Raw genomic sequence first — 12,595 nt, forward strand, 5'->3', positions numbered from 1 at the left:
AGTTCGTTCGACATGCTGCATTTGTCCCGCCTTACCTCGCTGGCCCTGACGATCGCCCTGGTGATCGGCGCGCCTCTGGCGTTCGCCGCTCAGCCTGCCCCGGCGGCTGCGCCAGCTCCTGCACCTGCGGGCACCGCTGCGACCACCAAGGCGCCATTGCCTCTGGAAGAGTTGCGCACCTTTGCCGAGGTCATGGACCGGATCAAAGCCGCGTATGTCGAACCGGTAGACGACAAGACCCTGCTGGAGAATGCCATCAAGGGCATGCTCAGCAATCTCGACCCGCACTCCGCCTACCTGGGCCCGGAAGACTTCGCTGAACTGCAGGAAAGCACCAGCGGCGAATTCGGCGGCTTGGGCATCGAAGTCGGTGCCGAAGACGGCTTCATCAAAGTGGTGTCGCCAATCGACGACACCCCGGCGTCCAAGGCCGGCATTCAGGCTGGCGACTTTATCGTCAAGATCAACGGTGCACCGACTCGCGGCCAGACCATGACCGAAGCCGTGGACAAGATGCGCGGCAAGATCGGCCAGAAAATCACCCTGACCCTCGTTCGCGACGGTGGCACGCCATTCGACGTGGTGCTGACCCGCGCCACGATCCAGGTCAAGAGCGTCAAGGCGCAGTTGCTGGAATCCGGCTACGGCTACATCCGTATCACCCAGTTCCAGGTCAAGACCGGCGAAGAAGTTTCCAAGGCCCTGGCCAAGTTGCGCAAGGACAACGGCAAGAAGCTCAACGGCATCATCCTCGACCTGCGTAACAACCCGGGCGGCGTGCTGCAAGCAGCGGTGGAAGTGGTCGACCACTTCATCACCAAGGGCCTGATCGTCTACACCAAGGGCCGCATCGCCAACTCCGAACTGCGCTTCTCCGCCACCGGCAAAGACGAAAGCGAAGCGGTGCCAATGGTTGTGCTGATCAACGGCGGCAGCGCCTCGGCCTCGGAAATCGTCGCCGGTGCCTTGCAGGATCAGAAACGCGCTGTGCTGATGGGCACCACCAGTTTCGGCAAAGGGTCGGTACAAACCGTGCTGCCGCTGAACAACGATCGCGCCCTGAAGATCACCACCGCGCTGTACTTCACGCCGAACGGTCGCTCGATCCAGGCTCAGGGCATCGTCCCGGACATCGAAGTGCGCAAGGCCAAGATCACCAACGAACAGGACGGCGAGTACTTCAAGGAAGCCGATCTGCAAGGTCACTTGGGCAATGGCAACGGCGGCGCCGACAAGCCGACGTCCAGCAGCAAAGCCAAGGCAATGCCGCAGGATGACGATTACCAATTGGCCCAGGCCCTGAGCCTGCTCAAAGGGCTGAGCATCACCTCCGGCCGCTGAGATGCGCTTGCGCTTCATCCTCGGTTTGTTGTGCTGTCTGGCGGGTGCTGCTCACGCAGAGCCCGCCAAGACCTCCCCGCACAAGGCTTACCTGACACTGATCATCGATGACCTGGGGCAGAACCTGCCCCGGGATCGTCGCGTGCTCGCCCTGCCCGGGCCGGTGACCACGGCGATCATGCCCGACACACCTCACGCCGCTGAATTCGCCCGCGAAGCCCATCGCGCCGGCAAAGTCGTCATCCTGCACATGCCCATGGACCCGGCCACCGGCCCGTTCGCCTGGCATCCTGATCTGCCCATCGAAGAGCTGGAAAAGCGCCTCAACGCCGCGTTCAAGGCTGTGCCGTACACCGCCGGCATCAACAACCACATGGGCAGCCGCATGACCGCCCAGCAACCGGCCATGGCCTGGTTGATGGCGGACTTGCAGCGCCGACATAAATTCTTCGTCGACAGCCGCACCAGCGCACAAACCGTGGGCGCGGCTGAAGCGCAGAAGATTGGCTTGGCGAGTGTTTCGCGGGATGTGTTTCTCGATGATGAGCGCACTGAAGCGGCGATCTTCACCCAGTTGCAAACGGCGATCAGCCTGGCGCACAAGCAAGGTTCGGCGGTGATGATCGGGCATCCATATCCGCAGACGCTGGCGGTGCTGGAGCGTGAACTGCCGAAGCTGAAAGCTCAGGGAATTGACTGGATCGACATCAAAATGATGATCAGCGTGCGCAGCAATCGGGCGACGGCTGCGCATGGAAAGGATGGCGTGTACCGGTAATTCGCAACACCACAAAACTACTGTGGGAGCGGGCTTGCTCGCGAAGAGGGAGTGTCAGTCGACATGAATGTTGACTGACACACCGCATTCGCGAGCAAGCCCGCTCCCACATTTTTGAATGGGTGGTGTCAGAGATACTTCGCCATGATGTCGTCCACCACGCCTTCCTTGCGCATCTGATCCAACGCCGCTTGAAGCTTGGCGACAATCTCATCCGGCACGTCTTTATTCAGCGCCAGGTACAGCTCGGCACTGTTGAAGCGCAGCACCGTCTTGAGTCCGGTCACGCCATCCTGGCGCGCCAGATAACGACCCGCCGGATCACCAGTGGCCCACAGATCAATCTGGCCGCTGACCAGTTTCCTGGCGTTGTCCTGATCCCGCAGCACCACAATCGGCTTCAAACCCTGCTTGGCCAAGGTCTCGGCAATCGCATCGCCCTTGTAGGCGCCGATCTTGTATTTGCGTGCCTGATCCAGCGTCTCGAGGGTGATCTTGCTGTCAGCCTTGGCCAACATGATCCAGTCATCCGGGCCGATTGGGCCGACCCACTTGAAGAGCTTCTCGCGATCCGGCAGCCGCGCCATCACAAACACGCCGTAACCGGGTTTCTCCAGGGCGAGTTTGTAGATGCGCTCCCAGGGGAAACGCAATGTCAGGCTGTAGGTGATGTCGGTGCGCTTGAACATCTCGCGGACGATGTCCACGGCGATGCCGTTGATGTTCTCGTCCTGAGCGAAGTTTTTGCCGTTCTTTGCCATGTTGTATGGCGGGAAGTTTTCCGTCAGCAGCACCAGATCGGTGGCGGGACTTTCTTCGGCGCGGGCTCCGTTGATGAGCAACAGAGAAGCGCTGGCGAGGACGAGAAGAAAACGTTTGAACATGTCGGGCTACCGGAATCCATGGCGTGCCCAAGAGTGCCCTGAGCCCGCCATGCTGTCCACTGGCCTGTATCGGTTTGTTTAGCGCATCACGATTCCGCGATGGGCCATGTAGGCCTTGGCTTCCTGCACGGTGTACTCGCCGAAGTGGAAAATACTCGCCGCCAGCACCGCGCTGGCGTGGCCTTCGATGATGCCGTCGGCCAGATGCTGCAGGTTGCCGACGCCGCCGGAAGCGATCACCGGAATACCCAGCGCATCGCTGATAGCGCGGGTGACGCCGAGGTCGAAGCCGTTTTTCATGCCGTCCTGGTCCATGCTGGTCAGCAGGATTTCACCGGCGCCCAGGCCTTCCATCTTCTTCGCCCATTCAACGGCGTCGAGACCGGTTGGCTTGCGCCCGCCGTGGGTGAAGATTTCCCAGCGCGGGGTTTCGCCCGGACCGGAGACCTTCTTCGCGTCGATGGCGACGACGATGCATTGCGAACCGAAATGCTGCGCCGCTTCACCGACGAATTCCGGATTGAACACGGCAGCAGTGTTGATCGAGACCTTGTCCGCGCCGGCATTCAGCAAGTTGCGAATGTCCTGCACGGTGCGCACGCCGCCGCCGACGGTCAGCGGGATAAACACCTGGCTGGCCATGCGCTCGACGGTGTGCAGCGTGGTGTCGCGACCATCGACGCTGGCGGTGATGTCGAGGAAGGTAATCTCGTCGGCACCCTGCTCGTCGTAGCGACGGGCGATTTCCACCGGGTCACCGGCGTCGCGGATGTTTTCGAACTTCACACCTTTGACGACCCGGCCGTTATCCACGTCCAGGCAAGGGATGATGCGTTTGGCCAGCGCCATGGTCAGTCCTCAGCCTTTGTACGAATCGCAGAAAGCTTGCGCTTCCGCGACGTCGAGGGTGCCTTCGTAGATCGCCCGGCCGGTGATGGCGCCGATGATGCCTGGCGCCTTGGCGTCGAGCAGCGACTTGATGTCACCCAGGTTGTGAATACCGCCGGAAGCGATCACCGGAATACGCGTGGCAGCGGCCAGGGCGGCGGTGAACGGAACGTTGCAGCCCTGCATCATGCCGTCTTTGGCGATGTCGGTATAAACGATCGCGGACACGCCGTCGGCTTCGAATTGCTTGGCCAGATCGATCACCTGAATGGTGCTGATTTCAGCCCAGCCGTCGGTGGCGACAAAACCGTCTTTAGCGTCGAGACCAACGATGACCTTGCCCGGGAATGCGCGGCAGGCTTCTGCAACGAAGGCCGGGTCTTTCACGGCTTTGGTGCCGATGATCACGTAGCTAACGCCAGCCTTGACGTAGTGCTCGATGGTTTCCAGGGAGCGAATACCGCCACCGATCTGGATCGGCAGGTTCGGATAGCGCTTGGCAATCGCGGTGACCACTTCGCCGTTGACCGGCTGGCCTTCGAAGGCGCCGTTCAAATCGACCAGATGCAGACGACGGCAACCGCCCTCCACCCACTTGGCAGCCATGCTCACCGGGTCATCGGAGAACACCGTGGAATCTTCCATGCGGCCCTGGCGCAGACGAACACAGGCACCGTCCTTGAGATCGATAGCGGGAATAATCAGCATCTGGCAAACCTTCAAATTCGATTGTTCAGCTTCGCTCGGAAATCAGTTTTTCTCGAGCGCCCACAGGTCGCTTTCGATGCTTTCGAACCTTTCTTTAAGGTGCGTCTGCACATCGAAAATCGCCCTGTTGTAATAGTGCGGCGCGATTTCGCGGGTAAACAGCTCAAGAATTTCCGCCGCTTCGAACGAACCCAGGTCCAGTTCGAAGCGATCCTCCATGAACCGCTTGATCTTGTGATTGGCCTCGTTCTCCTGTTCGGGAGTGAGGGTCAGGATCGGCGGCTTGGATTTCTTGACGGCCATTTACCAGCGACCATCCCACGCGGCGAAGTTCTGCAGCAATTGCAGGCCATGGGTATGGCTCTTCTCCGGGTGGAACTGCACGGCGAAACGCGAGCCATCGGCCAGCGCCGCAGCGAAATCGACACCGTAATGACCGCCACCCACCACTTGCCGCGGGTTGCCGGCAGCGATGTAGTAGCTGTGCACGAAGTAGAAACGCGCCAGGTCCGGAATGTTGTGCCACAGCGGATGACTCACCGTCTGCTTCACTTCGTTCCAGCCCATGTGCGGGACTTTCAGGTGTTCGCCGTCTTCATGCAGGTCTTTGCCGAAGAACTTCACCGCGCCCGGGAACAGGCCGATGCAGTCCACGCCGTCGTTTTCTTCACTGCTGTCGAGCAAGGCTTGCATGCCGACGCAGATGCCGAGGAACGGACGGTCCTGGCTGACTTCACGCACAAGGGAGTCGAAACCCAGGCGACGGATCTCCGCCATGCAGTCGCGAATCGCGCCGACGCCGGGGAAAACTACCCGGTCGGCTTCGCGAATCACATCGGCATCGCTGGTGATCAAGACCTTGCCGGCACCGACGTGCTCGAGGGCCTTGGCCACCGAGTGCAGGTTGCCCATGCCGTAATCGATAACCGCGACCGTCTGCATTACAGAACGCCCTTGGTCGATGGCATTTGCCCGGCCATGCGGTCATCCAGCTCTACCGCCATGCGCAGGGCGCGGCCGAAAGCCTTGAACACGGTTTCGATCTGGTGGTGAGTGTTGGTGCCGCGCAGGTTGTCGATGTGCAGGCTGACGAGCGCATGATTGACGAAGCCCTGGAAGAATTCCTGGAACAGGTCAACGTCGAAGCCGCCAACGGTGGCGCGGGTATACGGAACGTGCATCTGCAGGCCAGGACGGCCGGAGAAGTCGATCACCACGCGCGACAGCGCTTCATCGAGCGGCACGTAGGCGTGGCCGTAGCGACGGATGCCTTTCTTGTCGCCGATGGCTTTGGCAAAGGCCTGACCCAGGGTGATACCGACGTCTTCCACGGTGTGGTGGTCGTCGATATGCAGGTCGCCCTTGCTGACAATATCCAGGTCGATCAGCCCGTGACGGGCGATCTGGTCCAGCATGTGCTCAAGAAAAGGAACACCGATATCAAATCGGGCCTTTCCGGTGCCATCCAGGTTGATCGAGGCTTTGATCTGGGTTTCCAGAGTGTCGCGCTCGACAGACGCCTTACGTTCGGCCATCACCAGCTCCGCAAAATCATTGGGCGAAAAAGGCAGCCATTATAGGGGCGCGGGCCGGAAACAGAAACACGAGACGTGATATGGCTGACGGACAGACTCCCGGGTTGTCGGGGATAGACATGTCCATACAAGCGTTTTGCCGCACACACAAAACAAATGTGGGAGCGGGCTTGCTCGCGAATGCGGTGTGTCAGCCAACATTCATGTCGACTGACACGCCCTCTTCGCGAGCAAGCCCGCTCCCACAGGGGTAGTGCGTTTACAGACTTAGTGGAACAACACCGCTGTCTTCTGCAACGTCACCCAAACACCCCAAGCCAACGGAATCCCCACCACCAGCCAGGCGGCAATCGCCAACGGCTTTGTGCCCGGCGCAGCTTTCCACTCCAGTACGGTGCTGCTGTCAGCACCTTTGTCGTGGCCCAGCGCTTGTTCAGCAGCCAGTTCAGCGTCGGTCATGAAGTACTTGTCGGCCACCGGACGTACCAGCAGGTTGCACAGGAAACCCAGCACCAGCAGGCCCGCGAGGATGTACAGCGTGATGTCGTAAGCCGCGGCACGTTCAACGCCGATGCTCAGTTGATACTCACGCAGGTAGTTCACCAACACCGGACCCAACACGCCCGCCGCCGCCCACGCCGTCAACAAACGACCGTGGATCGCGCCGACCATTTGCGTACCGAAGAGGTCAGCCAGGTAAGCCGGAACAGTCGCAAAACCGCCGCCGTACATCGACAGGATGATGCAGAACGCCGCCACGAACAGCGCAACGTTACCCAGGTGACCGAGGTTCGGGATCAACGCGTACAGGGCAAAGCCCAGGGCGAAGAACACGAAATAGGTGTTTTTACGACCCAGGTAATCGGAGAACGAAGCCCAGAAGAACCGGCCGCCGATGTTGAACAGGCTCAGCAAGCCGGTGAAACCAGCCGCAATTGCCGCGATCGAAGCCAGTTGCCCGGCGTCCAGTTTGCCGAATGGCAGGTCTACACCGATCAGTTTGCCGCCAAACACTTCCTGCAACAGTGGCGAAGCCATGCCGAGGATGCCGATACCGGCGGATACGTTCAGGCACAGCACCAGCCATACCAAACGGAATTGCGGGGTTTTCCAGGCGACGTTCACGTGGACGTGACGATGAGTGATCATCGCGTTCGCCACTTTTTTCGCCGGAGCGGTCCAGCCTTCAGGCTTCCAGCCGGTTGGCGGAACGCGGTAGGACAATGCGCCGCCGATCATGAACACGAAGTAGATCGCGGCCATCACCAGGAAGCTCTGCCACACGCCCACACCGGTCGGCGAAGCAAAGTGGCCCATCAGGGCTGCTGCCAGCGGAGCGCCAACCATCGCACCACCACCGAAACCCATGATCGCCATGCCCGTCGCCATACCGCGCTTGTCCGGGAACCACTTGATCAGGGTCGAGACCGGCGAGATGTAGCCCAGGCCCAGACCGATACCGCCAATGACCCCGGAGCCAACCCACATCAGCCAGATCTGGTGGGTATAAATCCCCAGCGCCGAAATCAGCAGACCGCCGCACCAGCACAGTGCCGATACAACGCCAGCCTTACGTGGGCCGGCATGTTCCAGCCAGCCACCCCAGATTGCTGCCGAGCAGCCGAGGAAGATGAAGAACAGGGTGTAGATCCAGCCGAGCATCGAGATCGGCCAGTCACATTGGGACGAGAAGATTTGCGAGATGAAGCTCATGTCCGGCGCACAAGCGACCGGAGCGGTGACGCCCAGGGCCTTGGACAGCGGCAACCAGAACACCGAGAAGCCGTAGGCCATGCCGATGCACAGGTGGATGGCCAAAGCGGCCGGTGGTACCAGCCAACGGTTGAAACCGGGCTTGGCGATGATGCGTTCCTTGGACAGGAACGCGGGCTGGCCGGCTACTGCGCCGTCCGCCGTGATGCTCGTGCTCATTGTGTATCCCCCAATTATTAGTATGGTTCGCCAGCCACTCCTCACCTCCGGCCTTTATGCACGCAGGCATGACCTTTTTTAAGTGAAGCTCCATTTAGGCGCGACGTTAAGTCGCAGAAGGACGGACGAACCCGCAGAGGTTACCATTTGCTCGTGACAGAAAAACCAAACTGACATCACCTTTTGTATGTCGTCTGACCTCTTTTCTCTGTAGGCGCAGCCTTCGGCAGCGCCTACAGAGGTGATATCTGTAAAAATTTCTTTCAGGAACCGCCATGCCGATCATCGTCGAGCCGCTGAACGAAGCCACTTACCAGGATCAGCAAGATCTGCAAAAGATCTACCGCGACGCGCCGGACTGGCTGTTTGCGCCATTTGCCGGTGAAGTGCAGTTGATTGAGGGATGCCTGCGGGACGGCTCGCTGATCGCTGGGCGCTTCAACGATCGGCTACTCGGTGCGGCACGTCTGCAACGTCAACAGGACGTCTGGCACTTGTCGCAAATTTGCGTGAGAAAAATTACCCGTCGCCGTGGGGTGGCGGAGCGCCTGGTGAACGAAGCACAGAAAATGGCGTCGCAATCGGGCGCGACATTACGTTTGCTGGCGCCTGCCGGGCACCTGGAAGCCCAGGCACTGGCGGCCAAACTGAACGTGCCGCTGGACGTGCTGCCCATATGAACTGACCGGTCGTCAGTTTCGGAGCGCTATACTCCCCGGCTAAATTTCGAATTCGACTAACTACAAGGACTCGCCCATGAAAGCGTTCGGCAAAATCCTGGGTCTGGTACTTCTCGGGCTGTTGCTGATCATTGTGGCGCTGGGCTTTGCCCTGACGCACCTCTTCGATCCCAACGACTATAAAGACGAGATTCGCCAGATTGCCCGCGACAAGGCCCACATCGAGCTGACGCTCAATGGCGACATCGGTTGGAGCCTGTTCCCGTGGCTAGGCCTGGAATTGCACGAAGCCAGTGTCGCGACCCTGGTCAAACCCACCGAACCGTTCGCTGACTTGCAGATGCTCGGCCTGTCGGTGCGCGTACTGCCGCTGCTGCGCCGTGAAGTACAGATGAGCGACGTCCGCGTCGAAGGCCTGAACCTGCGCCTGAACCGCGACAAGGACGGCCACGGCAACTGGGAAGACATCGGCAAGATCCCGGCCCCGGCGAATACCGGCGCGACCCCGCCCGCCGTTCCCGCTGGCGAACCGGCCCCGGAAGCCCCGGTCGTCGCGGAAAAACCACCGCAGCCGATCCGCCTGGACATCGACAGCCTGACCGTGAACAACGCGCGGGTTGAATACAACGATGAGAAAACCGGCAAGAGCTACACCGCCGAAAGCATCCAGATGAGCACCGGCGCGGTTCACGATTCGACCAATATTCCGCTCAAACTCACCGCGTTCCTGTCTTCCAACCAGCCGGCGCTGCGCGTGCGTACCGAGCTGAACGGTGAATTGCGCATTGCCCGCGCGCTCCAGCGTTACCAGTTTGAAGACATGAAACTGTCGGGCGAAGTGACCGGCGACCCGCTGCAAGGCAAGACCATGACCTTCGCCGCCCAGGGCCAGTTGCTGCTGGACAAAGCAGCCAACGTCGCCGAATGGACCGGTATCAAGATCTCCGCCAACCAGTTGCGCGCCTTGGGTGAACTGAAGGTCAACGACCTCGACAAGACCCCGCAGATCAATGGCGGACTGTCGATTGCCCAGTTTGACCTGGCGAAATTCGTCGACAGCATCGGCCAGAAACTTCCGGCCATGGCCGAAGGCAGCCTGAGCAAAGTCGAACTGGTCAGCCGTCTGGCCGGCACGCCGACCAGCCTGTCGTTCGACAACATCAACCTGAAAGTCGATGACAGCAGCTTCAGCGGCCGCATCGCCATCGAGGACTTCGCCAAACAATCGCTGCGCGCGATCCTCAAGGCTGACACGTTCAACGTCGACCGTTACCTGCCACCAAAATCTGCCGAAGCCAACAGCGCCACGCAAGTGCGTCAGGCCGAAGTGGCCAGCACCGAGGCCGATGCCATGGCCGGCGCGGGCAGCACGCCGCTGCCGGAATCACCGACCAAAGGCGCGTGGAGCACCGAACGCCTGTTGCCGGTGGAGCGCCTGGCCAAACTCGACGTGGATGCCGACCTGACCTTCGGCCAGCTGACCCTGGACAAACTGCCGATCCAGAACGCAGCGCTCAAGGCCAACGGCCAGGGCGGCTTGCTGACCCTGGAAAATCTGCGCGGTGACTTGTACAACGGCAACTTCGAAGCCAAGGGCACGCTGGATGTGCGTCAGCAAGTACCAGCGCTGAGCATGCAGACCCACATCACCAAAGTGCCGGTGGAAAAAATCCTCGAAAGCCAGGGCAAGAATCCGCCAGTCAAAGGCCTGGTGACGCTCACCAGCGCACTGACCGGTAGCGGCAACAGCCAAAAAGCGTTGGTCGAAACCCTCAACGGCAACGCCAGTTTTGTCATCAACAACGGCGTGCTGCTCAACGCTAACCTTGAGCAACAACTGTGCAAAGGCATCGCCACCCTGAACCGTAAAAGCCTCAGCGGCGAACCTCGGGGCAAGGACACGCCGTTCCAGGAACTCAAGGGCAACCTGACCTTCCGCAACGGCGTGGCGAGCAACCCGGACATGAAAGTGCGCATCCCGGGCATGACCGTCAATGGTGACGGCGACGTCGATCTGCGGGTGCTGGGCATGGACTATCGTGTCGGCATCATCGTCGAAGGCGACACCAGCGCCATGCCCGATCCGGCTTGCCAAGTCGGCGAGAAGTTCGTCGGCATCGAGTGGCCGCTGCGCTGCCGTGGCCCGCTGGAACTCGGCGCCAAGGCGTGCCGCGTCGACAACGAACGCATGGGCCAGGTCGCGGCCAAACTGGCTGGCGAAAAGCTCAGCGACAAGATCGACGAGAAGCTCGGTGACAAGGTCAGCCCGGAACTGAAAAACGCATTGAAGGGGCTGTTCAAGCGATGAGAGCCGAGCAGTTTTCATCGGCGGTGCTGGATTGGTACGACCGCCACGGCCGCCACGACTTGCCCTGGCAACAAGGCATCACCCCGTATCGGGTGTGGGTCTCGGAAATCATGTTGCAGCAGACCCAGGTCAGCACCGTGCTGAATTACTTCGACCGCTTCATGGCGTCGCTGCCAACGGTCGAAGCCTTGGCCGCCGCACCGGAAGACGAAGTGCTGCACCTGTGGACGGGCCTGGGTTACTACACTCGTGCGCGCAATTTGCAGAAGACCGCAAAAATTGTCGTCGCCGAATACGGCGGCGAATTTCCCCGAGATGTGGAAAAACTGGTTGAGCTGCCGGGCATCGGTTTGTCCACGGCCGGCGCTATAGCCAGCCTGAGCATGGGCTTGCGCGCGCCGATCCTCGACGGCAACGTCAAACGGGTGCTGGCGCGCTTTACCGCGCAAGAGGGCTATCCGGGCGAGCCGAAGGTCGCGAAACAGCTCTGGGCGAACGCTGAGCGCTTTACGCCGCATGATCGGGTCAACGCCTACACCCAGGCAATGATGGATCTGGGCGCCACGCTCTGCACCCGCAGTAAACCGAGTTGCCTGCTCTGCCCGCTGGAAAAGGGCTGCGAAGCGCACATGCTCGGCCTGGAAACCCGCTACCCGATCCCCAAGCCGCGCAAAGCCGTACCGCAGAAGCGCACGCTGATGCCAATGCTCGCCAACAGCGAAGGCGCGATTCTGCTTTACCGTCGCCCTTCCACGGGCCTGTGGGGCGGTTTGTGGAGCTTGCCGGAACTCGATGACCTCGACGACCTGCAACACCTCGCCACGCAGCATTCGCTGGAGCTGGGCAGCCAACAAGCGCTGCCGGCCCTGGTGCACACCTTCAGCCACTTCCAGTTGTCCATCGAACCCTGGCTGGTTCAGGTCCAGGAGGCCGGCCATCACGTGGCCGAGGCCGACTGGCTCTGGTATAACCTCGCCACCCCGCCGCGCCTGGGCCTTGCCGCCCCGGTCAAAACCTTGCTCGAACGCGCGGCCGCCGTATTGAACGCAGGAGAGTCGTCATGACCCGCACCATCATGTGCCGCAAGTACAAAGAAGAATTGCCCGCCCTGGAGCGCGCTCCGTTCCCTGGCGCCAAAGGCCAGGACATTTTCGATCACGTCTCCGCCAAGGCCTGGGCCGACTGGCAGAAACACCAGACCCTGCTGATCAACGAAAAACGCCTGAACATGATGAACGCCGAAGATCGCAAATATCTTCAGGGCGAGATGGACAAGTTCTTTTCCGGCGAGGAATACGCCCAAGCTGAAGGCTACGTTCCGCCAGCTGAATAATCCCGTTGTTGTGGGGGTCGGAACGTAAGCGACGGTAATAATTAAAATTTTTTTGAAAACTTTCTTGACGACCCCCTGAAAAACCAGTTTAATGCGCCCCGTTGCCCAGATAGCTCAGTCGGTAGAGCAGGGGATTGAAAATCCCCGTGTCGGCGGTTCGATTCCGTCTCTGGGCACCAAATACCGAAAACCCTGAATCGCAAGATTC

Annotated in this window: 13 protein-coding genes and 1 tRNA gene; 7 read left to right on the forward strand and 7 right to left on the reverse strand. The window is 60.4% G+C overall.

From position 1 onward, the window contains the following. Nucleotides 1-12: 12 nt before the first annotated feature. Nucleotides 13-1,341: a S41 family peptidase gene (locus NK667_RS25515; protein WP_054616492.1), complete on the forward strand. Its 1,329-nt coding sequence runs from the start codon at nt 13-15 to the stop codon at nt 1,339-1,341. Between the two features lies 1 nt (nt 1,342). Beyond that, nucleotides 1,343-2,119: a divergent polysaccharide deacetylase family protein gene (locus NK667_RS25520; protein ID WP_054616493.1), complete on the forward strand. Its 777-nt coding sequence runs from the start codon at nt 1,343-1,345 to the stop codon at nt 2,117-2,119. 128 nt (nt 2,120-2,247) lie between these two features. Here the strand turns inward: NK667_RS25520 and NK667_RS25525 are convergent, their stop codons facing one another. From NK667_RS25525 to NK667_RS25555, 7 genes are all read right to left on the reverse strand, one after another. Next, the gene (locus NK667_RS25525) at nt 2,248-3,003 is read right to left on the reverse strand and encodes a substrate-binding periplasmic protein (protein WP_054616494.1); all 756 of its coding nucleotides are present in this window, start codon (nt 3,001-3,003) and stop codon (nt 2,248-2,250) included. A 78-nt stretch (nt 3,004-3,081) separates the two neighbouring features. Next, the gene (gene hisF, locus NK667_RS25530) at nt 3,082-3,852 is read right to left on the reverse strand and encodes an imidazole glycerol phosphate synthase subunit HisF (RefSeq protein WP_007972752.1); all 771 of its coding nucleotides are present in this window, start codon (nt 3,850-3,852) and stop codon (nt 3,082-3,084) included. A 9-nt stretch (nt 3,853-3,861) separates the two neighbouring features. Next, entirely contained in the window at nt 3,862-4,599 is a 738-nt protein-coding gene (hisA, locus tag NK667_RS25535) for a 1-(5-phosphoribosyl)-5-[(5-phosphoribosylamino)methylideneamino]imidazole-4-carboxamide isomerase (RefSeq protein ID WP_010464588.1), read from the reverse strand. Between the two features lie 42 nt (nt 4,600-4,641). Beyond that, nucleotides 4,642-4,902 carry a DUF2164 domain-containing protein gene (locus tag NK667_RS25540; protein WP_054616495.1) on the reverse strand — a complete coding sequence of 87 codons (261 nt, stop codon included), beginning with the start codon at nt 4,900-4,902 and terminating at the stop codon, nt 4,642-4,644. Beyond that, on the reverse strand, nt 4,903-5,541 hold the full coding sequence (gene hisH, locus NK667_RS25545) for an imidazole glycerol phosphate synthase subunit HisH (RefSeq protein WP_033058292.1): 639 nt from the start codon (nt 5,539-5,541) through the stop codon (nt 4,903-4,905). Beyond that, nucleotides 5,541-6,134, reverse strand: a complete 594-nt coding sequence (gene hisB, locus NK667_RS25550; RefSeq protein ID WP_003218037.1) for an imidazoleglycerol-phosphate dehydratase HisB — start codon at nt 6,132-6,134, stop codon at nt 5,541-5,543. Before hisB ends, hisH begins: the two co-directional genes overlap by 1 nt. 267 nt (nt 6,135-6,401) lie before the next feature. Beyond that, nucleotides 6,402-8,066, reverse strand: coding sequence for an OFA family MFS transporter (locus tag NK667_RS25555; RefSeq protein ID WP_054054393.1), 1,665 nt, complete (start codon nt 8,064-8,066; stop codon nt 6,402-6,404). Between the two features lie 275 nt (nt 8,067-8,341). On the opposite strand from NK667_RS25555, the gene NK667_RS25560 reads away from it, so the two are divergent. The 5 genes from NK667_RS25560 (at nt 8,342) to NK667_RS25580 (ending at nt 12,566) form a co-directional block, all read left to right on the forward strand. Further along, complete coding sequence (locus NK667_RS25560) at nt 8,342-8,746, forward strand: acetyl-CoA sensor PanZ family protein (protein ID WP_054616496.1); 405 nt, start codon at nt 8,342-8,344, stop codon at nt 8,744-8,746. Nucleotides 8,747-8,822: 76 nt separating this feature from the next. Then, nucleotides 8,823-11,054, forward strand: coding sequence for an AsmA family protein (locus tag NK667_RS25565; protein WP_054054385.1), 2,232 nt, complete (start codon nt 8,823-8,825; stop codon nt 11,052-11,054). Beyond that, nucleotides 11,051-12,118, forward strand: a complete 1,068-nt coding sequence (gene mutY / locus NK667_RS25570) for an A/G-specific adenine glycosylase (protein ID WP_054616497.1) — start codon at nt 11,051-11,053, stop codon at nt 12,116-12,118. Before NK667_RS25565 ends, mutY begins: the two co-directional genes overlap by 4 nt. Further along, a complete protein-coding gene (locus NK667_RS25575; RefSeq protein ID WP_054054381.1) occupies nt 12,115-12,387 on the forward strand; it encodes an oxidative damage protection protein in 273 nt (90 codons plus the stop codon). Before mutY ends, NK667_RS25575 begins: the two co-directional genes overlap by 4 nt. 103 nt (nt 12,388-12,490) lie before the next feature. After that, nucleotides 12,491-12,566: transfer RNA gene (locus NK667_RS25580), tRNA-Phe, on the forward strand. Nucleotides 12,567-12,595 lie beyond the last annotated feature (29 nt).

This window comes from Pseudomonas nunensis (genome assembly GCF_024296925.1).
Classification (GTDB): Bacteria; Pseudomonadota; Gammaproteobacteria; order Pseudomonadales; family Pseudomonadaceae; genus Aquipseudomonas; species Aquipseudomonas nunensis.

Excerpts from the sequence above, each read along its gene's own strand:
- NK667_RS25540 (WP_054616495.1), bottom strand. The coding sequence starts at position 4,902 with ATGGCCGTCAAGAAATCCAAGCCGCCGATCCTGACCCTCACTCCCGAA.
- NK667_RS25525 (WP_054616494.1), bottom strand. The coding sequence starts at position 3,003 with ATGTTCAAACGTTTTCTTCTCGTCCTCGCCAGCGCTTCTCTGTTGCTC.
- hisH (WP_033058292.1), bottom strand. The coding sequence starts at position 5,541 with ATGCAGACGGTCGCGGTTATCGATTACGGCATGGGCAACCTGCACTCG.
- hisF (WP_007972752.1), bottom strand. The coding sequence starts at position 3,852 with ATGGCGCTGGCCAAACGCATCATCCCTTGCCTGGACGTGGATAACGGC.
- hisA (WP_010464588.1), bottom strand. The coding sequence starts at position 4,599 with ATGCTGATTATTCCCGCTATCGATCTCAAGGACGGTGCCTGTGTTCGT.
- NK667_RS25555 (WP_054054393.1), bottom strand. The coding sequence starts at position 8,066 with ATGAGCACGAGCATCACGGCGGACGGCGCAGTAGCCGGCCAGCCCGCG.
- NK667_RS25520 (WP_054616493.1), top strand. The coding sequence starts at position 1,343 with ATGCGCTTGCGCTTCATCCTCGGTTTGTTGTGCTGTCTGGCGGGTGCT.
- NK667_RS25515 (WP_054616492.1), top strand. The coding sequence starts at position 13 with ATGCTGCATTTGTCCCGCCTTACCTCGCTGGCCCTGACGATCGCCCTG.
- hisB (WP_003218037.1), bottom strand. The coding sequence starts at position 6,134 with ATGGCCGAACGTAAGGCGTCTGTCGAGCGCGACACTCTGGAAACCCAG.
- NK667_RS25575 (WP_054054381.1), top strand. The coding sequence starts at position 12,115 with ATGACCCGCACCATCATGTGCCGCAAGTACAAAGAAGAATTGCCCGCC.
- NK667_RS25560 (WP_054616496.1), top strand. The coding sequence starts at position 8,342 with ATGCCGATCATCGTCGAGCCGCTGAACGAAGCCACTTACCAGGATCAG.
- NK667_RS25565 (WP_054054385.1), top strand. The coding sequence starts at position 8,823 with ATGAAAGCGTTCGGCAAAATCCTGGGTCTGGTACTTCTCGGGCTGTTG.
- mutY (WP_054616497.1), top strand. The coding sequence starts at position 11,051 with ATGAGAGCCGAGCAGTTTTCATCGGCGGTGCTGGATTGGTACGACCGC.